General features: G+C 36.4%; 23 protein-coding genes. 14 read left to right on the top strand and 9 right to left on the bottom strand.

What is annotated here, in order from left to right; translation table 11 throughout:
• Positions 1–37 precede the first annotated feature (37 nt).
• Entirely contained in the window at positions 38–1,582 is a 1,545-nt protein-coding gene (locus RGB74_RS04860; RefSeq protein ID WP_310761878.1) for an anti-sigma-I factor RsgI family protein, read from the bottom strand.
• A complete protein-coding gene (locus RGB74_RS04865) occupies positions 1,579–2,013 on the bottom strand; it encodes a hypothetical protein (protein ID WP_310761879.1) in 435 nt (144 codons plus the stop codon). Before RGB74_RS04865 ends, RGB74_RS04860 begins: the two co-directional genes overlap by 4 nt.
• A 169-nt stretch (positions 2,014–2,182) precedes the next feature.
• Here RGB74_RS04865 and RGB74_RS04870 point away from each other — a divergent pair, with 169 nt between their 5' ends.
• Both RGB74_RS04870 and RGB74_RS04875 read left to right on the top strand, forming a co-directional pair.
• The gene (locus RGB74_RS04870) at positions 2,183–2,440 is read left to right on the top strand and encodes an atypical membrane-integrating protein (Mistic protein) (RefSeq protein ID WP_310761880.1); all 258 of its coding nucleotides are present in this window, start codon (positions 2,183–2,185) and stop codon (positions 2,438–2,440) included.
• A 118-nt stretch (positions 2,441–2,558) separates the two neighbouring features.
• Positions 2,559–3,569, top strand: a complete 1,011-nt coding sequence (locus RGB74_RS04875) for a helix-turn-helix transcriptional regulator (RefSeq protein ID WP_310761881.1) — start codon at positions 2,559–2,561, stop codon at positions 3,567–3,569.
• A gap of 176 nt (positions 3,570–3,745) precedes the next feature.
• Here the strand turns inward: RGB74_RS04875 and RGB74_RS04880 are convergent, their stop codons facing one another.
• Positions 3,746–4,096, bottom strand: coding sequence for a hypothetical protein (locus RGB74_RS04880; protein WP_310761882.1), 351 nt, complete (start codon positions 4,094–4,096; stop codon positions 3,746–3,748).
• A gap of 149 nt (positions 4,097–4,245) precedes the next feature.
• On the opposite strand from RGB74_RS04880, the gene RGB74_RS04885 reads away from it, so the two are divergent.
• The 5 genes from RGB74_RS04885 (at position 4,246) to RGB74_RS04905 (ending at position 9,262) form a co-directional block, all read left to right on the top strand.
• On the top strand, positions 4,246–4,788 hold the full coding sequence (locus tag RGB74_RS04885) for a flavodoxin family protein (RefSeq protein ID WP_310762793.1): 543 nt from the start codon (positions 4,246–4,248) through the stop codon (positions 4,786–4,788).
• A 137-nt stretch (positions 4,789–4,925) separates the two neighbouring features.
• Positions 4,926–6,758 (top strand): PAS domain S-box protein, encoded by a 1,833-nt coding sequence (locus RGB74_RS04890; RefSeq protein ID WP_310761883.1) that lies wholly within the window; start codon positions 4,926–4,928, stop codon positions 6,756–6,758.
• Between the two features lie 220 nt (positions 6,759–6,978).
• On the top strand, positions 6,979–7,764 hold the full coding sequence (locus RGB74_RS04895) for a transporter substrate-binding domain-containing protein (protein ID WP_310761884.1): 786 nt from the start codon (positions 6,979–6,981) through the stop codon (positions 7,762–7,764).
• 91 nt (positions 7,765–7,855) lie between these two features.
• Positions 7,856–8,515 carry an amino acid ABC transporter permease gene (locus RGB74_RS04900; RefSeq protein WP_310761885.1) on the top strand — a complete coding sequence of 220 codons (660 nt, stop codon included), beginning with the start codon at positions 7,856–7,858 and terminating at the stop codon, positions 8,513–8,515.
• Positions 8,516–8,539: 24 nt separating this feature from the next.
• Positions 8,540–9,262 carry an amino acid ABC transporter ATP-binding protein gene (locus RGB74_RS04905; protein WP_396136047.1) on the top strand — a complete coding sequence of 241 codons (723 nt, stop codon included), beginning with the start codon at positions 8,540–8,542 and terminating at the stop codon, positions 9,260–9,262.
• Between the two features lie 31 nt (positions 9,263–9,293).
• On the opposite strand, the gene RGB74_RS04910 is transcribed toward RGB74_RS04905, so the two are convergent.
• Both RGB74_RS04910 and RGB74_RS04915 read right to left on the bottom strand, forming a co-directional pair.
• Positions 9,294–10,208 carry a DMT family transporter gene (locus RGB74_RS04910; protein ID WP_310761886.1) on the bottom strand — a complete coding sequence of 305 codons (915 nt, stop codon included), beginning with the start codon at positions 10,206–10,208 and terminating at the stop codon, positions 9,294–9,296.
• Positions 10,209–10,311: 103 nt separating this feature from the next.
• On the bottom strand, positions 10,312–11,205 hold the full coding sequence (locus RGB74_RS04915; protein WP_310761887.1) for a formate/nitrite transporter family protein: 894 nt from the start codon (positions 11,203–11,205) through the stop codon (positions 10,312–10,314).
• Between the two features lie 148 nt (positions 11,206–11,353).
• On the opposite strand from RGB74_RS04915, the gene RGB74_RS04920 reads away from it, so the two are divergent.
• Positions 11,354–11,530 carry a hypothetical protein gene (locus RGB74_RS04920; protein ID WP_310761888.1) on the top strand — a complete coding sequence of 59 codons (177 nt, stop codon included), beginning with the start codon at positions 11,354–11,356 and terminating at the stop codon, positions 11,528–11,530.
• Positions 11,531–11,599: 69 nt separating this feature from the next.
• On the opposite strand, the gene RGB74_RS04925 is transcribed toward RGB74_RS04920, so the two are convergent.
• Entirely contained in the window at positions 11,600–11,959 is a 360-nt protein-coding gene (locus RGB74_RS04925) for a DUF4383 domain-containing protein (RefSeq protein ID WP_310761889.1), read from the bottom strand.
• 332 nt (positions 11,960–12,291) lie between these two features.
• On the opposite strand from RGB74_RS04925, the gene RGB74_RS04930 reads away from it, so the two are divergent.
• The 4 genes from RGB74_RS04930 (at position 12,292) to RGB74_RS04945 (ending at position 16,705) form a co-directional block, all read left to right on the top strand.
• Positions 12,292–13,482 (top strand): M14 family zinc carboxypeptidase, encoded by a 1,191-nt coding sequence (locus RGB74_RS04930; RefSeq protein ID WP_310761890.1) that lies wholly within the window; start codon positions 12,292–12,294, stop codon positions 13,480–13,482.
• 131 nt (positions 13,483–13,613) lie between these two features.
• Entirely contained in the window at positions 13,614–13,913 is a 300-nt protein-coding gene (locus RGB74_RS04935) for a hypothetical protein (RefSeq protein ID WP_310761891.1), read from the top strand.
• 16 nt (positions 13,914–13,929) lie between these two features.
• The gene (locus RGB74_RS04940) at positions 13,930–14,265 is read left to right on the top strand and encodes a spore coat protein (protein WP_310761892.1); all 336 of its coding nucleotides are present in this window, start codon (positions 13,930–13,932) and stop codon (positions 14,263–14,265) included.
• Between the two features lie 262 nt (positions 14,266–14,527).
• Complete coding sequence (locus RGB74_RS04945; protein ID WP_310761893.1) at positions 14,528–16,705, top strand: YhgE/Pip domain-containing protein; 2,178 nt, start codon at positions 14,528–14,530, stop codon at positions 16,703–16,705.
• 125 nt (positions 16,706–16,830) lie between these two features.
• On the opposite strand, the gene RGB74_RS04950 is transcribed toward RGB74_RS04945, so the two are convergent.
• Together RGB74_RS04950 and RGB74_RS04955 are read right to left on the bottom strand one after the other, a co-directional pair.
• A complete protein-coding gene (locus RGB74_RS04950) occupies positions 16,831–18,102 on the bottom strand; it encodes an MFS transporter (RefSeq protein ID WP_310761894.1) in 1,272 nt (423 codons plus the stop codon).
• 24 nt (positions 18,103–18,126) lie between these two features.
• The gene (locus RGB74_RS04955) at positions 18,127–19,443 is read right to left on the bottom strand and encodes an alkaline phosphatase family protein (RefSeq protein ID WP_310761895.1); all 1,317 of its coding nucleotides are present in this window, start codon (positions 19,441–19,443) and stop codon (positions 18,127–18,129) included.
• Positions 19,444–19,625: 182 nt separating this feature from the next.
• On the opposite strand from RGB74_RS04955, the gene RGB74_RS04960 reads away from it, so the two are divergent.
• Positions 19,626–20,039 carry a hypothetical protein gene (locus RGB74_RS04960; RefSeq protein ID WP_310761896.1) on the top strand — a complete coding sequence of 138 codons (414 nt, stop codon included), beginning with the start codon at positions 19,626–19,628 and terminating at the stop codon, positions 20,037–20,039.
• A 48-nt stretch (positions 20,040–20,087) separates the two neighbouring features.
• Here the strand turns inward: RGB74_RS04960 and RGB74_RS04965 are convergent, their stop codons facing one another.
• Positions 20,088–20,780, bottom strand: coding sequence for a hypothetical protein (locus RGB74_RS04965; RefSeq protein WP_310761897.1), 693 nt, complete (start codon positions 20,778–20,780; stop codon positions 20,088–20,090).
• A gap of 192 nt (positions 20,781–20,972) precedes the next feature.
• On the opposite strand from RGB74_RS04965, the gene RGB74_RS04970 reads away from it, so the two are divergent.
• A complete protein-coding gene (locus RGB74_RS04970; RefSeq protein ID WP_310761898.1) occupies positions 20,973–21,419 on the top strand; it encodes a YndM family protein in 447 nt (148 codons plus the stop codon).
• The last annotated feature ends 85 nt before the right edge of the window (positions 21,420–21,504 follow it).

Here is a 21,504-nt window from a genome sequence, read left to right on the forward strand (position 1 = left end):
TAAAAAAACTCCAGAAATTTTCTGGAGTTTTCGTAATTTAAGAGGCTTTCTGATCAGTCTGTTGTAGATTTGTTTCATTCGTACTAGTAACTTTTTCAATGTGTTCTTTCAACTCTGTCATTTTTGTATCTGTAGAAGATATTTCGTATGCAGCATTTTGTTTAATTTCTGGTGAAGGCACAGTTTCATTTATTGTTAATAGGTTTTGATTGACATGTGCTAAAGCGTTTATTGATAAATTTTCTTTGATCACATTTGAATCAGCATTTATATGAACAGTTAATAAAGTACCATCCAGAATAATTTCTATGATAATCCAGTTATCCTTATCATTATCGGTTGAATGAGCAGGTTCTTCTTGTTCTGCTTGTTGCTCCGTTTCATTCACAGGAGTTTCCACGGGAGCTTTAGGAGCTTCTACTTGTGGCTCCTCTATAGGCAGCTCAGCTTTTGGTTTTTCTTCTTTTGATTTTGAAGGGTGAGCAACAGCATCTGCTTTTTTATCCGGAAATTCTGTCTCATTTTCGGTGGTTGGAGACTTTGCAGTCGGTGCGGCTTTTGGCTTCTCTTTTTCCTTTGACAGTACCTTTTCTTTATCATTATTTTTTTCTGTTTTAGTTAACGAAGAAGTATTCTTATTTTCAATAATTTTCGGCTCTGTAAAAGCAACTGCTGGTTTTTCAGCTTTAGCAGGTGCTGGAGAAATTTCTTTTATGCTGTTTTCTTCCTCTGTATTAGAAACCTTGTCTTCTTTTTGATCTAATACGGGAAGAGGTGGGTCATAAACGTGATTTTCTTTTTTAGTTGAAGCTGTTTCTTTATTTTGTTCCAATAACTCTTTAATTGGTCCTACTTTTTCTGATATTTCTTCTATTGTTTTACCTGAAACTTCTTTTGCTGTAATGTTGATTCCCGATTTTTTTGCTGCCGTATAGATTGCATATTGGCCCGGCGAGATTTTCATTTTCTTCGCTTCTTCACGTTCTTTAGAACTTATGACGATGGTTGTCATTTCAACAGACTTTTCTTTGGCTGTTTTATTCATCACTTCATTGACACGTTCTTTCAGTTCCTGTTCTTTATTCTCAGGAATTTCTTCAGAAAGCGTAGTCGTAATAAGAACTTCTTCATCTGGTTCCAAGTAGCCAAGTTTCTTACTGATTTCGAATATATCATTTGTCACTTTGGAGATATTTTGTTTCTTCCATCCATCTAATCGCTGTAAAACATTTTTTCCTTCTTCATTAAAAGAAACAATGTTCAGCACTTGCATCTCACCGTTAATTTTTAATTCGAGGCTCGGGTCCATATCCATTCCAACATAGGCATAAGCACCTTGTCCGGTAATTGGGGATAACACTTGAAAGAACAATAGAATAATAGCAAGAGCAGCTGCAGTACCTGTTTTCCAATTAAACATGACAGTCATAAAAGAACCAAGATTTAAATTTTTAGTTGGCAGGATGATTTCTTGTCCAACTTGATGTTTGGGATTGGTATTCTTAATCTTTTTAAATTCTCCGCCTTCTGCCAGCACGATGAGGTGACGGTTACTAACCTCTACAATGATCGCTTTGTTCATTCGAAATTTCCTCCCGGTCCAGGCACATACTGCAGTAGTACCTGATAATTCTCTATAAAAATTAAGGTTAGGGCGGTTATGTATTCACGCTGCCTTTTCATGGTCAGTTTTTGTTGCTGCGATTTTTGATCATGAAGAAGGGGCAAACGTTTCCATGTTAAAAAATAGTTTCTCATTTCAGGGTCTCCTGCGATTTCCTCTGCCACTTTTATGGCTTGTAATCTTTGTTTAACATCGTGAGGTGAACTCGCTGTTAAATGTCTAAACTCTATTCCAAACTCTTTTAAACGGCATTTGAAATGAGAGATTTCTTTAACAGGATCTATCGTGGTTATTTCATTTGTACATAAACCTACTGCAGAATTTGAAGCATTTTGTTCAAGTAATAAACGTGGTTGTTTTCGTTTATTTGAAAACCATCGGCGAATCATGTTTCCCCCTCCTTTCTTCAAATATGTAAAAAAATATATATCAAGATAATAATATCCAAATCATTATAGTATACATTCAGTTGAAAACATAGTGAAAATAGTCACGCATTGTAAGTTTGAAGAGTTTGATAGCGAAAAGAGATGGAAAAGCTAATGAAGGGTGATGAACTTGAAATATAATAAAGAGGATCGCGAAAAATACAGTGAAGCTATTGACCGCATGCAAGAAGGTTTAGATCGGATGATCGATTTATATAATGAAGCAGAAGATGACAAAGATATTATTCGATATGATGAAGAAGTAATGAGAGCTATCATTCAAGCTAAAGAGAAGTTTGGTGATGATTTCATCAACCAAAAAATAAATACCATCGTCAAAGAAGTCCTCTCCCTGATGGGGGGACAGACCCCCGAAAAAGACAAATAACTTATTTGTCTTTTTCAGGTGTACAACATTACTTGTAAAGAAATGGTCTTATGGGTTGCCATAAGGTCTTTTCTTTTATACGATTTTATTTAACAGGACAAATGATAAAGGTGATTGTATGGGGGATATTTCTACAAAACAGCGTCTTTTAAAGATATTGCAGATTTTTCAGGAAGAAACGGATAGCGAGAGTGAATTATCTATCAATGATTTGGTGAAGAAGCTGCAGCAATCTTTTGGTGACCATTACAGTGTGAAGCCTAGAGCAATTAAAGATGATATTGAAGAGCTGCGTTCTATGGAATTCGATATTCTAGAAAATGACGGAAAATATGGCCAGAAATTTTACAGTCTGCAGGATCGGTTGTTTGAGGTCCATGAACTGCGGTTGTTGATTGACGCGGTGAGTTCAGCCCGCTTTATTACAAAAGAAGAAACAAAAAAATTAATCGGCAAGATTAAAAGACTCACAAGCCAGTCTCTCGCGAAAAAACTTCAAAACCAAATCTACCTCGACGGAATGATCAAGTCTGAAAATAGCAAGATGCGCTACTACATTGATGCTTTGCATACAGCGATAACGGAACGCCGAGTGATCAGGTTTCAATACGGTACATACGATACCCAAAAAGACTTCAAATTACATCGAGATGGAGAATATTATTTTGTAAAACCATATGGTGTTGTGTGGAAAAATGATTATTATTACTTAATCGGTGAATATAAGAAATACGGGGAAGTCCGTCACTATCGAATCGATCGAATGAGAAACGTGAAATTAGAAGATGAATCTTTTCAACCACTGCAAATAAATCTGCCTGAACGTATAAACCAATCTTTTAATATGTATTCTGGGGAAAAAGCAGCAATAACACTGCAGTTTACGAACGATCTCATCAACGTTATGATCGACAGGTTCGGGCTCGACGCAGATATCCGGCCGATGGATGAACATAATTTTATCGTTAAAACACAAGCCGCTGTAAGTGACGGACTTGTCCGATGGCTGCTGGCTTGGGGTGATCAGGCGAAGGTGATCCACCCGCAGGAGCTCATTGAAAAAATGAAAGATGAAAGCAGCAAACTTTATCACAATTATCATACGGCATCTAACAACGTTCAATCTTAAACAAAGGCTCTATTCTAAAAGATTGTTGCTCTTAGTTAATTTTCGTAAAGAATCTTCGTAGACAAGGGATTGGAATGCAAGGTGCGGGGACTTCTAATAGCAATAATTGTTACGAAAACCACCTAAACAAAAACGGGATTGCCAGAGCTTTTGGCGATTCCGTTTTCTAACATCTCTCAAAAAATATACATCATAACCGGGAATGCATTCCAGCATGCCCAGAGTGTAAAAATGAAAAGCAAAGATACAGGAATTGAAATGAGATATTTTAACCAATCTGGATTGCTGCAGTTCATCTGCCAAATTTCACGTATCACTAAAGCGAAAATAGGAATGAGTAATAGCAGAAAAAAGAGCTGTGACCATATCAGATAAGTGGTTGTCTCACGCCCCAAAACGAGAAAGCCAATGATAAAAGTAAGAGCTATTACGCCATAGACGGACCAGGAGATCTTTTTGAAATTGTTCGTATCTTTTCTTGTTAATAAGTAAAAAGCAATGATGGCAAATATAGAAAATAACAACATCGTTATCCCTCCTAAAAGTATCACTATTAAACTATTACTCATAATGCTTTTTCATGATCAATTCTTATGTAGAGCGTGAATTCCTTTCGATAGCTTTTCGAACTTTCATTTGGATATACTAGTACGGAAAGGAGCTGGTTCATTTGAAAATTGCTGTAATTTACGGTAGTTCAAGAGAAAATGGAAATACAGAAGCGTTAACGAAAAAAGTACACGAAGAAATAGTACATACTTCTTTTTACCTCAAAAACTATAAAATAAATCCAATAGATGATTTGCGTCATGCACCAGGAGGATTTGTAAAAGTAGATGACGACTATGAAACATTGATAAATGATATATTAAATCATGATATTTTAATCTTTTCTACTCCGGTTTATTGGTATGGAATGAGCGGGATAATGAAGAACTTTGTAGACCGGTTTTCCCAAAGTCTACGAAATGAATCGCTGAATTTCAAAAAACGTATGGGTGAGAAAAAGGCATTTGTAATTACTGTCGGCGGTGATCAGCCTAGAATGAAGGCATTGCCGTTAATTCAACAATTTCAATACATTTTTGATTTTTTAGGAACCGAGTTTACAGGATATCTCATCGGAAACGCAAATGCTCCAGATGAAATTTTTAACGATAAAAGAAGTATATCAGATGCTGCTGAATTGAAAAAAGAACTGCAGCCGCGTTCTGAATAATAGCTGAACGCATTTTTTATTTGTTTAACCAAAAAAAATAAGTCTTGTAATTTTTTGTATTTCATAGAAAAATAGGTAATATACAATTCTTGTAAAAAAATATTGTACATAAAAATAAATCGGCAAGGATGTAACCTATGCGTGAATCATCGTTTGAAATACAAGAAAACAAAGAAATAATGGATACATTATACGAAGCAGTATCAAGTGGAATTATGGTATTGGATTGTTCCAACAGAGTGATGCTGGCTAATAAAAAAGCATGTGCGATTCTCGGCCTTTCTAAAAAAGAATTAGAGGGGCATTTTTTACATGATATGCCTTACAAAATGATTGATCAAAACAAAAGAGAGTTATCTTTTCAAGAACTTCCTTCTCAAATAACACTAACTAGTGGAATTGAAGTAAGTGATTATGAGCTAGGATTAATAAGTGGCCAATTAAATGAACTACGCTGGATTGTCATAAGTTCGAAACCAATCCTCAATAGCAACAACGAATTAGATAAAATTGTACTGACTTTTGTTGACATTACGAGCCGAAAAGAGACAGAACAAGCACTTAGTAAAAGCGAAGAGCGATTTCGCTCTTTAGTTGATTCGATGGACGATACTGTATTTACCCTCGATAAAAATTTAGTACATACGGGAATTTACGGAAAATGGATGGAAAAGCATAACATAACCCCTGCCTATTTTCTTGGGAAAAACTTGAGCGAAGTATTTGGAGATGAGATTGCAGAAGGACAGGGGAAAGCATGTGACTTAGTTCTTCAAGGTAAATCTCAGCTTTATGAATGGAGCAATATACGAGATGGAGAACGTGTTTACTATCAGGCGATTCTTTCTCCAATTCGGGATAATCAAGGACTAATAGAAGGAATTGTAGGAGTCTCGAGAGATATAACAAAAAATAAAAAGATGGAAATCGGCCACAAGGAAAGCGAAGAGAGATTCCGTCAATTTGCTGAACATGCCAAAGATGTATTTTGGATGGAAGACTATAAGACAAGAGAATTAATCTATATATCTAAGGCTTATAAGAAAATATGGAATCTGAATAGTGATACTCCTTTTACCTCTGTGTTCTCAGAAGTAGTACATGATGATATGCAGAATGTACAAAAATTTCTAACATCAATCACTTTCGGTGAATCGGTGATTGAATATCGCATTCAAAATAAAAACAAGAGAATTCGCTGGATTCGTACACGTGCTTTTCCTATTACAAATGACGAAGGTGAGATCTATCGTATAGCAGGTATAACGGAAGATATTACGGACTTAAAGGAAAAAGAAGAACTTCTTAGAAAATCAGATAAATTAACAGTTGTAGGTGAATTGGCTGCTGGAATTGCTCATGAAATCAGAAATCCGCTTACAAGTATAAAAGGGTTTGTTCAGCTAATGAAACCAGATATGGATGATCTTCATAGTGAGATTATTTTATCTGAAATGGACCGGATAGAATCGATTATAACCGAATTTCTGGTGCTGGCAAAACCTCATCAAGACACTGTTTTTCAACATCGAAACGTAAATGAGTTTATTAAACAAACGATAACTTTACTGGATTCGGAAGCAAACCTGAACAATGTACAATTTGAGACAAATTTACGGCAAGTACCCGATATTTTGTGTGAAGGGAATCAGATTAAACAAGTCATTATTAATGTGATAAAAAACGCAATTGAGTCGATGTTATATGGCGGAAACATCACTGTAGAAACTGGTGTATACGATGAAGGCTACGTGTTTATTAAAGTAACCGATCAAGGTGTTGGCATTGGTGAGGACCGGCTGGCACGATTAGGAGAACCATTTTATTCGAATAAAGAAAAAGGTATTGGCTTAGGATTAATGGTCAGCCTTAAAATCATTGAAAACCATCATGGAAATATAACGTTTGAAAGTAAATTAGACTTCGGAACAACCGTCACCTTGCTCCTGCCAACAAAACTTTTGCCCTAGATAAAAGCACTTCTTTGTCGTAAAGATAAAGAAGTGTTTTTTTTTGCTTGGTAACTTGGTGTTTATATCATTTTATAACGGGGTATTAAAAGGACAGGAACATGAAAAAACAGACAATTTTCTGCTTTTTAAATTTGTTGAAAATTGAGAAAAATTTTAATTCATGTTAACCTTGTCACGTAGTCTTAAACTACTAAATGGGATTTCAAGGAGGATAAGAATGAAGGATTTAAAAAAGAGGGTTAGTATTTTAGTAGTGGTTTTATCGATGTTCATTTTAGCAGCATGCGGCAGCAGCGGTTCAAGTGACGGGGGTCCAGAACTGAAAAATGAAGGAGAATTTAATTTTATCGTTTCGGGTGAATTCCCTCCATTTAGTTCCGTTGATAAAGACGGTAAACTTACAGGTTTTGATGTAGCTGTTGGTAAAGCAGTAGCTAAAGAACTTGGTTTGAAACCAAAACCAGAAAAATTCAAATTCCATGGAGCGATTTCCGCGATAAAGGCAGATCGTTTTGACGCAGCAGTGGCAAGCCATACGATTACTGATGATCGTAAAAAAGCAGTAAATTTCAGCGAGCCATACTACTACTCAGGTCCTGTTATTTTCACAAGACCAGATAGTGATATTAAGACAAAAGAAGACTTAAAAGGAAAAGAAGTTGCTGTTTCAAAAGGTTCTACCTATGAAAAATCCGCACAGGATTATACAAATACAATCAAAAACTACGATAGTGATGCAACAGCATTGCGTGCATTGAGTGAAGGGAAGCACGATGCAGTTATTACAGATGCTATTACTGGAAAACAAGCGATTGAAAAAGGTTTTAAAATTGTTGAGCGAGAGCAATTAGGTACGAGCGAACAGGCAATTGCTGTTAAAAAAGAAGATAAAGAATTATTAAAAGCAGTCAATAAAGCTTTGAAAAAACTAAAAGAAGATGGAACTCTTGAAGAATTGAGCAAAAAATACATCGGTGCAGATATCACAAAAAAGCCTGAATAACACGTGTGAGCCGCCCGCATGTTCAGAATGCCGGCGGTTTTCTTTTTGCACTTATGACTAGTTTGAGAGAGAAAAAAGGGAGGCACCCAGTATGTTTGATATTGCTCATATTCTTGATGTATTAGCTGAAAGTTATCCGCTGTTTATGAAAGGTTTATGGATGACTTTAAGGCTAACAGTCGTATCTATCTTAATTGGAACAGGTATTGGTCTCATTTTTGCCTTATTCAAAATTTCCGGTATTAAAATCTTAAATTGGATCGCTAACATCTATATCGCAATCATTAGGGGAACACCTTTAATTGTTCAAATATTTATCTTTTATTTTGGTTTAGCCCAACTCGGAATTCCGGCATTCTGGTGTGCGGTTTACGGTCTTGCCATGCATAATGGTGCATATATAGCAGAAATTTTTAGAGGATCGATACAATCAATTGATAGAGGGCAGATGGAAGCAGGGCGCTCTTTAGGAATGCCTTATGGTTTAACAATGAGAAGAATTATACTACCGCAAGCTTTTAAACGAGCACTACCGCCATTAGGCAATCAATTTATTATCGGGCTGAAAGATTCTTCATTAGCCTCGTTTATCGCCCTTACTGAACTATTCAACGTTGCAACAACTCAAGGTTCCAGAACATTTGACGAAATGACCTATTTAATCATTGTAGGTATGTATTATTTAGTCTTAGTCCTTCTTTTCACACTGCTCGTAAATTTATTGGAAAAGAAACTTTCAGCTGGTGAATAGGGAGGTATCATAATGAAAAAAGAAATGATAAGAATAGAAAACTTGAAAAAAAGCTTTGGAGATCTTGAAGTTCTGAAAGAAGTAAATTTAGATGTACAAGAGAGTGAGGTTGTTGTTTTAATCGGAGCAAGTGGATCAGGAAAGAGTACACTTCTTCGCTGCATTAACTTTCTGGAGATAAAAAATGCGGGAAAAGTCTTTATTGAAGGAGAAGAAGTTGATCCTAAAACACACAATCTGAATGAAGTTAGGCAGAAGGTAGGAATGGTGTTTCAGCATTTTAATTTGTTTCCTCACAAAACAGTGCTTGAAAACGTAATGGAAGCACCGCTTATGGTGAAAAAAGAGAACAAAGCAGAAGTTAAAAAGGACGCGATCGAGCTTTTAAGAAAAGTAGGATTGTCCGACAAAGCTGATGTATATCCAGCTAAACTTTCAGGCGGTCAAAAGCAGCGTGTTGCGATTGCTCGGGCTCTTGCTATGAAGCCTGATATAATGCTTTTTGATGAACCAACCTCAGCACTAGATCCGGAACTAGTAGGCGAAGTGCTGTCGACAATGAAAGAGTTAGCTCAAGAAGGAATGACGATGGTCGTCGTCACGCACGAAATGGGATTTGCCAAAGAAGTAGCAGATGAAGTCGTTTATATGCATGATGGGCAAATTTGGGAAAAAGGAAATCCCCAAGAACTGTTCGACAATCCGAAAGAAGAGCGCACACAAGATTTCTTGCGGTCTATTTTATAAAGAAAAGGGTGCAGATTATGCACCCTTTTTCTTATGTTCTTTTTAAAGAAGAATCGAGTTGGAATGTCTTCTTTCGTTCTTGAATGAGCAATACAGCCCCTAATACGAAAATAATTCCGAGCATTTGAATAATCGAAATAGCTTCCCTATAGAGAAACAGCCCCATTATAGTAGCCACTACAGGTTCGACTGTCGACATGATAGATGCTTTACTTGCTTCGACTTGTTTTAAGCCATTTGTATAAAACCAGTAAGCAAGAACTGTTGGAAGCAATCCTAATCCAGCAGTATATCCCAGTACTTTTATGTTCGTAAGTTCAATATTCGAAGCAGAAATATGACTGAGTGGAAATAAAACAATAAGAGCAAACAAAAAGGTATAAAAGCTAATCGTAAGTGTTTCGTATTTCTTTCCTGCAAGTTTTCCAAAGATACTATATAGAGAATAGCCAAATCCAGCTCCTAATCCCGTAAACAGACCTGCCCAAGATAACTCAGCAAATTGACCAGATAACAGACCAGAAACGAACGTGCATCCTAAAAATGTAAGGAATAAGGCAATAAGTTTTTGGAAGGTAAGTGTTTCTTTAAATACGAAAATGGAAATCAATAAAACAAATGCAGGTGCTGTGTACAAAAGAATGGCAGCAATAGCTAATGAAGCATTCTGGATCGTCGTAAAATAACACCAGTTAAAAAAAGTGATGCTTAAAATTCCTGTACCAATAAAGTACCAGCAATCTTTCCATTGAATTTTTAATAATTGGGGGCGGTACATTAAAATCCAAATGAAGAAAAAAAACAAGGCACTAATCGCTCTTAAAAAGACGATTTGTAACGGAGTGAATCCTATAAGTGCAAGTTCTTTTACAAAATAACCGATAATTCCCCAAAGAGAAGCACCGATTACAATATGGATATAAGCCATCTTTGTTTCATAAGGCATATGTTGTCATCCTTTATTTTCGTGATCACGTAATGCAGGTATATACATGAACTGTAACAAAAAACACCTCTACTGTATATGACAATAGAGATGTACATGCATTTCATATATTTTTTTTGCTGTTTCCTTGTCCATCTTCAAAAACTTCTTCCTCTTCCTTTATGATATCATCATCAATGTCTTCTTTAAATGCAAATGATAATAAGAGAGAAACAAGAATTCCTCCTCCAATTAAATTACCGATTGTTGCTGGGATAAGATTAAGTAATATAAATTCCCACCAGCTGTATTGAAAGCCCTCTAAGACAGTTATGCTAAAGTACCCCATATTCGCTACGGCATGCTGGAAATTACCAGCTTCAAAGATGATAACTGGCATTAAGATCCCGAAGATTTTACCCATAACATCTCTAGCGGCCGTTGCCAATACGGCTGCGATCCCAATCAGCCAGTTTGCAAGGATTCCTGAGAATAAAACTTGAAACCAGCCCCATACACCCCTGTCAGTAAATTCCATCTTTTTTTCCATGAATTTTAAGAGACCGTCGTAAAACTCTTTATCAAGAGATCCGGACATATTTAGTAAAAAACCTACAAACAAAGCTCCTAAAAAGTTACCTGCATAACAAATGCCCCAAAAGTGCAAAACTTTTTTGCTGATCCAATATTTACTCTGTAATATGTAGCTCGGAAGCAGGATATTGATCTCTGTAAAAAGGATTGATCCGGATAAGAAGATCATCGCATATCCAATAGCGAAACCTATACCGGAGAGAAGGTTGTATACACCTGATGAATGTACATTCATTGATAACAGGACGGATCCTAATGCGCCAAAAGCAATAAAGGAACCTGCCATAAACGAAAGAATAAATTGGGCAAGGGTTGTAATTTGAAGAGAAGCTTTACCTTCTTCTATGAAGTATTCAACAATCTGTGCCGGGAAAAAGTACTGACGATCTGGAATATCCATTGTTTGGTTTTCGTTTTTTTTCATCTGAAATCCCTCATGTTTTGTCTTGCGTACTTTATTACTCTTCCCATAATAATGGCCACACAAAACCATAACGAATGAAGTATTGTAATTGTAATCAAATATGAATACTTAAAATGTGTTAAAATGAAGTATGAAGGGAAGTGGCCACTTGAAAACAGGCAACTTATTTAGCGAAGGTGATAGCGTAACCGTTTTAAAAACAGGTGAGTCTTTGACGATCTCGAAATTTCAATTTGTAAAACATATGAAGAAATATTGTTATAAAGTGCAAGAACAGCCAAATACGTTTTATTTTGAAGAAGAATTTGAAGGAAGTAAAAAATAAATGGCAGTCAAAAAGTAAAAAGAGCATTCCGAGATTAAATTTGGAATGCTCTTTCATGCTGATAAAAGACTATCGCGATATTGTATTTGTTGCTTCTTTTGAAGAGGTTGACGCGAACCCAACATAAAGAGTTGCAAAGGCGATAATAAAATGCAAGATATTAGTAGCAGCCATAAACATAATACCGGCAAAATCGTGCATGAATAATCCTAGTATGGCAACCAGTAAATAAACTGATCCAAAAACCTTTGCAAATAGAATACTTTTTGCTTCACTAGAACTCATAATTAATGCAATAATACCTGAAGCTAAATGGACGATGTTATGAGAAGTTGTGAGATGAAAAATGCCTTCCATTGGAAGAAAGAAACCGACAACACCTAAAATAATAAATACGATTCCTAAAACTTTTACAAATTTACTTGCCATCCAAAACCCTCCTTAAATTTTTATAATTACAAACATGCAATTACAAACATTTTATTCCACTTTTTCCATAATATTAAACATTTTGTATAGTTTTTGTATGACAAAAATAAAGTTTATTTTTAACTGTTATCGTAGAATTATACTTTCTTGGACTATAAGTTAATTGAACGATTCATTTGTGTGAGGATTACCAAAAACCTATGAGGTTTGACTCAAATTAGGTAAACAAAATGAAATAATAATAGCTACTAAACTCATGCGCTTCTCTTTTCTTTCCTATATATAATTTTAATATATTCAAATAATATTAAAATTTGGAAGGAGAAAATGTGGTGAAAAAAGGACTAGTAATTTTCACAACGATAGTTATGCTCGCAATTACAAGTCTGGGGAGTAAGGCGGAAGCAACAAGTTATGTAAATCCAAATCAAACCTATACATATGAAACATTAACAAACAACATAAAAACACTCGCACAAAAATATCCGGGATTGGTTCAATACCGTTCATTGGGGAAGACTGCTTACGGACGTGATATTTGGGCAGTTAAACTAGGAAGAGGTGATGCAACTGTTTTATATAACGGTTCACATCATGCTAGAGAGTGGATCACAACAAATATCTTAATGGAAATGATTGATCAGTACAGTGAAAAATACTCTTTAAACGGTACGATGGATGGTTATAATGTTGCACAAGTATTGAATAATACGTCAATTTGGTTTGTACCCATGACGAACCCTGATGGAGTAACTCTTCAACAAAAAGGACTTTCAGCTTTTCCAGCCACTTCACAAGCAAATTTAATAAAAATGAACGCCGGCAGCAAAGATTTTAAAAGGTGGAAATCCAATGCTCAAGGTATCGATCTAAATAGACAATACCCAGCACGCTGGAAAGAAATTTCTAATAATGCAACTGCACCATCCTATAAGGATTACAAAGGAAAAGCGCCACTAGAAACGACAGAAGCAAAAGTACTAACAACACTTACTTCTCTAGTAAGTCCAGAACTTACAACTTCGTATCATACAGCAGGAAGAATTCTTTATTATCATTTTAATTATGGAAGCGGTACTTATGGAGGGGATAAGGCGTTAGGAAGTACACTTGCGAATATGACAGGTTACAGATTAATTCCGCCTGACACAAATTTATCAAACGGCGGCGGTTATAAAGACTGGTTCATTCAAACCTATAAACGTCCTGGGTTCACTTTTGAATTAGCTCCTTATTCTGGTGAAACGAATGTACCGATTTCTGTTTTTAATGATGAGTGGGCACGAAATAAAAAAGCTGGTCTATACATGGCACTAGAAGGAGATAAGCGCTGGGAGAAACGAATCACTCACACGACTAAAACGATTAAGTTAACAGCAAAAGTTCCATTATATGATCGACCGGATACAAGGCATAAAATGGCAGCGGCAAGTCTTTATCCAGGAACATATACCATTAATGCAGTTTATGGAAACTTTTATCGCATCCAAACAATACTAGGACCGAAATGGATCGTACAATAAAATAACAAATGAAAAATTGAAATGACTCAGAAGGCAGCCAAACCTTTTGGGTCCTTTTTTTATTGGCACTCAAGAATAATCACAATAAAGTTAGAGAAACTAGGATAGAAATTCTTAAAGGAGGAAATGTTATGCAGATGCAAAATCAGAGTCAAAATCAAAATCAGATTCAAAATCAGCAGCTAATTTATCAAAATCCCCCTAAAGTGATCACTGGAAAAGATCTAAATTATATTAAGGATATGCTTTCTTGGAACTTGCTTGGAGCCAAAAAGGCACATTCTATGGCTTCTCAATGTCAGGATTTCGAAATTAAATCAACACTTGAAAAGGCTTGTAAAATGCATGAAAGCCATTATAACCGCATTCTAGGACATATTTCGGCTCAGCAAGCAGCGATGAATCAGCCTCAAAACAGTACCCGAAATTAGAAAGGAGAAAGATAAAATGAATCAAACGAACAAAATGCAAAACCCGGAATCAACGGTTCCAAAAACACCGCAAATGAATGATCGTGATTATATAAATGACCTTCTTTCTTATGAAAAATACATGACTGATTCTTATTCGACAGCTTTAAATGAGGCAAGTCATGAAGCTCTTTATCGAGACCTTTTATCTGTTTTTAATGAAACTCAAAATATGCAGCGTGAATTATATGAAATGATGTTTAAAAAAGGGTGGTACGCTCTTGAAGCAGAAGATCCTCAGAAGATTCAGCAGACGTATCAGCAGTTTTCAAACTATATGACTCAAATGCCTCAGCACGGTCCAACACAATAAGTAGAATTCTAGCCTTGTTCATGATCTGTGAATAAGGCTTATTGTTTGATTAGTTAGTTAAGGCACTATTACTAATCGTGATGATATGGTCCCGATCCCTCGATATCTTACAATACTACTTTATGTATAGACCAAGTAGTAAGATATATGTGTTTTTTCAGATGGACTAGCTTTCTATATGTTATTTGAATATTATGATAATTAGCGAATGAATGAGCAGCCATTCATTTTTAAAAGTCTTACACATTTGGAGGGAATCTGAATGACCATTTTTAATTTACTTTCCGCGGAATTCGCAAAATTGGCAGCCAATAAGGCCATACTATTCTCCGTGATCGCAGCATTGCTTGTGCCTGTTGTGTATGGGGGGATCCTTTTATCTGCAACATGGGGACCGTATGATAATCTATCAAACTTACCTGTTGCGGTTGTGAACAACGATAAAGGAGCGGTATCTGGAGATCAAGCTATTAACGTAGGAGATGATTTAGTAACAAACTTGAAGTCCGGAAAGGATCTGGGATGGAAATTTGTAAACTCAACAGAAGCTATGAAAGGACTTCAAAAGAACGACTATTATATGGCCATTATTATACCTGAAGATTTTTCTCATCGTGTAACGACCGTTTTGGATCCAAATCCAAAAAAACTTGAGTTAGAATATATTCAAAATGAAGGGCTTAATTTTTTAGCATCAAAAGTAACTGAAACCGCTACTCAAAGAATTCGTGAAAAATTGGGAGATACAATTACTGAACAGTATGTTGCCAAAGTGTTCTCTAGTCTTGGAGATGTTTCGACCGGATTTGGCAAGGCTGCAGATGGTTCTTCTCAGCTTGCAGATGGAACGACGAAACTGCATAAAGGAACAAGCGACCTTGTAAGCTCTGTTTCTTCTAAGCAATCAGATATCACAAAGTTAGCTAACGGGACAAAAGAATTGAAAAGCGGTACAGGGCTGCTGTTAAATAATCTGAACGCAAAATCAGGTGATATACAAAAATTATCAGATGGATCGGGACAGCTTCATGATGGAACAGTAACTCTTCATGATGGTACGTTGAGCCTAAAGGATGGAACGTCTCAAATTTTAGCTGGTCTGCAGAAAGCGCAAGCAGGCAGTCAAACTCTTAGTGACGGTGTATCACAAAAACTAGTTCCAGGTAGCAGAAAGGTTGCAGATGGGACAGGCAGACTAAAAGTAGGTTCTGCAAAACTCGCAACCGGGGCACAAAAACTAGTAGCTGGACTAAAAGAATATAAGAAGGCCAATCCGACAGTTAATGTTGGACCCTATTATCAGCAGATTATCGATGGAGCGGAAGAAATATCCGCTGGGTTAACGAGCTTATCTACAAAGTCAGTAGCACTAAATGACGGAGCAGTTGCTGTAGCAGATGGGATCTCTACGAAAATTGCGCCAGGTACTGTTGCACTTAACGACGGGCTGAACAAACTGGTTGCTGGCCAGACAAAAGTTGATGCAGGAGCTGGTAAGCTTGAAGCAGGTGCCGGTAAGCTTGAAGCTGGGGCTGGTAAAATTGCAGATGGAAACGCAAAAGTGAACAAGGGTTGGGGGAATCTAACCGCTGGTGTAACAAAATTAGATGCTGGTGCAGGAAAAATATCTGATGGAAATCAAAAAGTAGATGAAGGATGGAAAAGACTTTCAGCAGGTGCAACTAAGCTGAATGACGGAGCCGGAAAAATTAATGATGGAAGCGAAAAGCTATCATCCGGTTTAAAAACAGGAGCAGAAAAAACGGGGGGACTTAATAATACAAACGAAAACATTAAAATGTTTGCAGCTCCAGTAAAACTAAAAAGTGAGTCTGTAAACGAATATCATCATTATCGTGATTCGACGGCTCCATACGTTCTTACTCTTGGTCTCTTTGCAGGGATCTTGATCATGTCTCTGTTCATTGATTTTAAGAGACCATCATTTATATCAAGTTTTAATTGGTTTGCCGTGAAATTTATGAACTTGGCAGCACTTGCTATTGCACAAGCTATCTTGCTTTTAGCTGTTGTTCTTCTAATTCTCAAGGTTGATGTCAGTAATCCATTTGGATTAATTATATTTGCGATCGTTGTAAGCGTTGTCTTTTCGGCGATTGTTCTTTTCCTAGCAGCACTTGGAGGAAACATCGGACGATTTGTCGCCTTAGGATTTGTAATCTTGCAGCTGTCTATTACAGGAGCGAACCTGCCAATTGAAATGCTGCCTGAAAATTTAAGAAACCTAAGCGAATACCTTCCATTTACCTATTCGATCGCTGGTTTTAAAGCTGTTATCTCACTCAATGATATAGGTGCAGCATTCTCGAACATGTTCATTCTTTTATCTTATCTTGTCATCTTTGCTTTATTATCATTTGCCGTTTTCAACTTTAAAAAGAAAAACGTACAAAAAGCAGACAGGGAAGCCATGGCTTAAATTACTAGGAAGAGAGGGGTCTGTCCCGGGACAGACCCCTTCTTTATACAGAACAATAAAATAAACAATAAAAAGACTCAAAAGACGATAAATCATCCTTTGAGTTATGCCATTTTTAATATCAATTATGCGCTTATCGTGTGCGATGAATCTACTTTTGGTTCAGGAACGAATACAAGTATAGTTATCCCGATGATAAATAGAATCACCAGGCTGAACACAGCACTTGCAGAGTTACCTGTAATTTGAGCAGTTATTGCAATTAATAAGGGTCCCATAATGGACGCGAATTTACCAAAAATGTTATAAAAACCGAAAAACTCGTTAGCATTTTTCTTTGGTACTAGCTTTGCAAAATAAGCGCGGCTTAATGCCTGAATACCACCTTGGGATGTAGCGACAAGCATAGCCAAAATCCAGAAATCTGTTGTTGTTTTTAAGAAATAAGCATAAATACAAACGATAATATAGACACTGATTCCCACATAAAGCATTTTTTTGCCTGTGAATTTTTCGGCAAGCCTGCCGTATAAAATAGCAAATGGCGCTGCAACAACTTGTGTAGCGAAAAGAATAATCAGTAGATTCGTAGAGCTGATTCCTAAATCAGAACCGTAAGCTGTAGACATCGTAATGATCGTACCGACACCATCAATATAGAAGAAATAGGCCAGCAAGAATAAAAACAAAGCACGATATTTTTGAATTTCCTTTAACGTTGCACCAAGTCTCTTAAAGCTATTGTATACAAGCTTAGGTTCTCGTTCGATTCCATAGCGCTGATAAACATTCTTTAAAAGCGGAATACTGAACAATCCCCACCAAACAGCTGTAATCAAAAAGGCAATCTTACTCCCGACTGTCGTGGAAATTGGAAGAATCTCCTTTTGAGCTAAAACAATAATTGCGATACTTATAATGAAAGGTATCGTACTGCCGATATAACCTAATCCATATCCACGAGCTGATATTCTGTTCATCCGTTCTTCTGTTGTTACATCCGTTAGAAAAGCATCGTAAAAGACGTTCGAACCGCTGGATCCTATTGCCGTAAACGTATAAAAAATTAATAATAGCAGCCACTGATCACTAGGTATAAATGCTAGGACGGCAGTCGATACAATCCCTAATGAAAAAAAGAATGTGAAAAACCGTTTTTTTAACCCTTTGTAGTCCGCAATTGTCCCTAAAATCGGGCTGAGCATCGCTAAAATAAATGTGGATATGGCGATGGTATAACCTAAATAAGCTGTCGAGTTTGATGCACTCACTCCGGCATCCGTAGCCGCCGCTTTATAAAACAAGGGGAACACGGCTGTAGTAATAATGATGGAATAAGCAGAATTTGCCCAATCATAATACATCCAGCTATTTTCTTCTTTCGTAAACCGTTTCATTGGCTCTTTCCTTTCTGTAACGATTTATTTTGCAAAATCAGTTATCAGTTCTTCTACTACTCTTCCATCTGTGTCTCCTAAATCGAGACCGAGCAGCTTTGCAAATGTTGGTCCTTCATCGACCAAGTTCATCGACGGAACGACTGTGTTTTGACGAATACCCTTTCCGGCAGCCATAAAGATTGTTTTATAGTTTTCTTTTTCGGGAGAATAACCGTGTGATGCAAAAGTATACCGTTTTTCTCGTACATCCCTTTCTGAAATATGATCAATAAATTCACCATCCAGATTCTCCTTAATATAAAACCCAAGTCTGGCTTCAATCATGAACGTACATTGATCATCTGCTCCCATTGCAGCAGCTTCCTCTTGGCTATAAACCTTTTCTATGCCGTTGGATTCATCAAGTAATAGATTCTTCAAAAGCTGGCTTGCTACCTCCTTTGTGTTTAAATCTGACGGATCATTTACATAAATATATGCAGATCCATCACAACTTTTGCAGTAAGCTTTCCAATGGGTTACAACCCCTTGTTCATTTACTTGAATAAGACCGTTTTTTTGAAGTAAAACATTGAGCTTAACAGCTTTTGATTCATCGAGAGCACTATGATCGCCTAATGCTATAATCGTCGATTGATCATAGATCCCCCCTTCTTTTAGAGCCTCAACAATTCTGCCAAGACGAACATCGTGCCGGCGAATAGCAGCCAAAGCTTCCTCTGAGGAAAAACCATGGTAATGGCGCTGAGAATCCAAATCTACTAAATGAACGAGCATAAGTTCTGGCTTTTTTGTTTTAATCGTATGTACAGCCGACTCTAAAACAAAATCATCCAGCTCAGGCTGATTAAGACCACTTCTTAGATGACCAAATCGACGATTCATATCCAGTTGGTAGAGCATACTGCCATTAAAAAGAGAGACAGGGATTTGATGGTGCCATGAACGATTGGCGAAAATCTCAGGCATATGGTAATCAATATTTGCACGGGCCGTAACGGGCCAAAGCAATGCAGCAGTTTTCATTCCTGCTTTTTTTGCTTCATCATATAAAGTCGTCCCTTTCACATGTTTACGGTGCCAATACCAGTCAGGGGAAGATCTGCCTGGCTGTAATAATGTATTATTCACGATCCCATGGCGATTCGGATAATTTCCAGTAATGATAGACGTATGACAGGGGTAAGTAACAGAAGGATATATTGAATTTACTTGTGTGCAATACGCTGCTCTCTGCAAAAGATTCTTAAAATGAGGAAGCTCTTTCAGCATAGGGAAATCTAAGGAAGATAAACAATCAAAAGAAATCACGATTAAGTGATCGGTTAAACGAGCCATATGAACCTCCTGCTTATGTAAAATAGATTGTTCGTTGCAATACATGGTAAATAATAACATAATAAAAATAGTTATTGAGTGAACTTAAGAAGAATTTTTGATAAAATAGCAGACAAATCTTTTATTCCCAGCAGATGGGAATGATATTGAGCATAAAACTTTTGAGGTGGTGTGGTGAAAAAATGGTGAAATGGATACTAGGAATTTTCCTCACTCTATTATTGGTGATCGGTGTTGGCGGCTACTTTTTTGTGAAAGACTATGCATCAGATACAGCAATGAACGAAATTTCAAATCAGCTGGTCATCAATGAAGATGAGATCAATCAATTGCTAGAAGACCCGGAGATTAGAAAATACATCGAATCAGGCGAAACTCCTCCAGGAAACTTACTTTTCACAACAAAGAAGGAAGCTGTTAAGCTCATTTCTAATAAATACACACTAAATGATTTTCTAAAAGTAAAAAACAAAATAACTGCTGGATTGGATGAAAAAGGACAAGTAGCCATGTATAAAGAATTTCAGAAAAAATTTTCAAATGATGAATTACTCGCTCTAAAAGTAGTGGCACTTAAAGAAATTAAGAAGGATTAAAAAGATAAAAAGAAGGCTGACCCATTCGAGGTTAGCCTTCTTCTTAATTTAATAGGAAAGTTTGATTTCCCCATCCTCTTTAGAGATAAAATAACTCTCGTATTCTCCAACTTCTACAGTCATTTCTTTACCTGTATCGACAACTTGCTTAATTTGATCTTTTATAGCGGGATGCATGTCATATAAAATACTAACGTGTTCAATCGGAACAGATCGAGAACCAGTACTGAACATTATTATGGGCTGTTCCATATGGTCCTTTGAAAACATCGCAAAACAATCACTGTTTTCCATTCCATACAATAAGGCACTATGTTTTTTAGCAATATTTATTAAATTGGACAGGTTCTCCATTTTCATAAGATTTACGTATGTGTAACCTTCTTCGCTTATTATGGAATTTTGATTTTCTTGCTTTGTAACCTCTGTAATCTCTTTAACAGGTTGTTTATTGACTTGTTTCGAAGGTGAACGATCCGTAACAGTTTGAGACTTTTCGGTTTGGCTAATAGAAGGGCTTTGTTTAACTGTTTCTATTTTTTCCGCAGCAGCAACTTGCTTTTCAGCTGCAGGTAATGGCTCATACTTAGACTTGGCTTTATCAATGATTTGGTCAGTATTTATGTGGTGTTTCGTATTTTCGGTTGCATTTGCTTTATCTTTATAGTCGTTAAAAGTGTACACACCAATTGCTAACACTGAAGATAGTGCAAAAAGAACAACTCGATTTCTTTTCTTCAAAATAAAAACCCCCTCAATAACATCCACTTACATATTAGACGAGGAAAAGGAGGGATTGGTTTCAATTATTACAAAAATATTCCAAAAATATTTCGCAGATTTGTTATTATTTAGATTCGAATAAAAATAATAGAACAAGTATGAACCTTCATTTTTTGTATCAAACTATAGTAGGAAAAGGAGGTTTTCGACTTGGAAATAATTAAAGCTCTTCTATTAAAATTTATTGTTTGTTTAATTGCATTTTCAATAGGCTTGGATTTGGTTTTTGATGCATCTATACGTGAAATTATTTCATTTAGTATCACAACAACGGCTGTAACATATATTCTTGCAGATCGAATACTGCTGCCTCGGATCGGAAATAGAAACACGCTAATGGCTGAATTTATGATTGTATATGCAATCGTGTGGCTGTTTGGTTCAGTACTCTTGAATGGTTATCTTCAAATTGCTTGGGGAAGTGCAATTTCAGCGATTCTCCTCATAGCAGCCGAGGTATTCGTGCATCGTTATTTAATCAAAAATGTACCAGCTGTAAAAACGGAAAGAAGACGTGTCAGCAGGCTAAGACCAAATCTAAGATATGCGACAGAGTTTGCTGAAGAAACAGATCCTGATCCAAAAAAGAAAAAATAGTTTTAATAGAGATAGTGCTCATAGAGGCACTATTTTTTTCGTTTTTACTTGTGTACAAGCAATTCTCTCTCATTTTCATAGATTA

This window comes from Bacillus sp. NEB1478, assembly GCF_031582965.1.
Taxonomy (GTDB): domain Bacteria; phylum Bacillota; class Bacilli; order Bacillales; family Fictibacillaceae; genus Fictibacillus.

Bases quoted from the DNA above. Each gene is read 5' to 3' on its own strand.
- RGB74_RS04860 (WP_310761878.1), bottom strand. From the start codon at position 1,582: ATGAACAAAGCGATCATTGTAGAGGTTAGTAACCGTCACCTCATCGTG.
- RGB74_RS04865 (WP_310761879.1), bottom strand. From the start codon at position 2,013: ATGATTCGCCGATGGTTTTCAAATAAACGAAAACAACCACGTTTATTA.
- RGB74_RS04875 (WP_310761881.1), top strand. From the start codon at position 2,559: ATGGGGGATATTTCTACAAAACAGCGTCTTTTAAAGATATTGCAGATT.
- RGB74_RS04880 (WP_310761882.1), bottom strand. From the start codon at position 4,096: ATGTTGTTATTTTCTATATTTGCCATCATTGCTTTTTACTTATTAACA.
- RGB74_RS04890 (WP_310761883.1), top strand. From the start codon at position 4,926: ATGCGTGAATCATCGTTTGAAATACAAGAAAACAAAGAAATAATGGAT.
- RGB74_RS04895 (WP_310761884.1), top strand. From the start codon at position 6,979: ATGAAGGATTTAAAAAAGAGGGTTAGTATTTTAGTAGTGGTTTTATCG.
- RGB74_RS04900 (WP_310761885.1), top strand. From the start codon at position 7,856: ATGTTTGATATTGCTCATATTCTTGATGTATTAGCTGAAAGTTATCCG.
- RGB74_RS04905 (WP_396136047.1), top strand. From the start codon at position 8,540: ATGATAAGAATAGAAAACTTGAAAAAAAGCTTTGGAGATCTTGAAGTT.
- RGB74_RS04910 (WP_310761886.1), bottom strand. From the start codon at position 10,208: ATGCCTTATGAAACAAAGATGGCTTATATCCATATTGTAATCGGTGCT.
- RGB74_RS04915 (WP_310761887.1), bottom strand. From the start codon at position 11,205: ATGAAAAAAAACGAAAACCAAACAATGGATATTCCAGATCGTCAGTAC.
- RGB74_RS04925 (WP_310761889.1), bottom strand. From the start codon at position 11,959: ATGGCAAGTAAATTTGTAAAAGTTTTAGGAATCGTATTTATTATTTTA.
- RGB74_RS04935 (WP_310761891.1), top strand. From the start codon at position 13,614: ATGCAGATGCAAAATCAGAGTCAAAATCAAAATCAGATTCAAAATCAG.
- RGB74_RS04940 (WP_310761892.1), top strand. From the start codon at position 13,930: ATGAATCAAACGAACAAAATGCAAAACCCGGAATCAACGGTTCCAAAA.
- RGB74_RS04945 (WP_310761893.1), top strand. From the start codon at position 14,528: ATGACCATTTTTAATTTACTTTCCGCGGAATTCGCAAAATTGGCAGCC.
- RGB74_RS04950 (WP_310761894.1), bottom strand. From the start codon at position 18,102: ATGAAACGGTTTACGAAAGAAGAAAATAGCTGGATGTATTATGATTGG.
- RGB74_RS04955 (WP_310761895.1), bottom strand. From the start codon at position 19,443: ATGGCTCGTTTAACCGATCACTTAATCGTGATTTCTTTTGATTGTTTA.
- RGB74_RS04960 (WP_310761896.1), top strand. From the start codon at position 19,626: ATGGTGAAATGGATACTAGGAATTTTCCTCACTCTATTATTGGTGATC.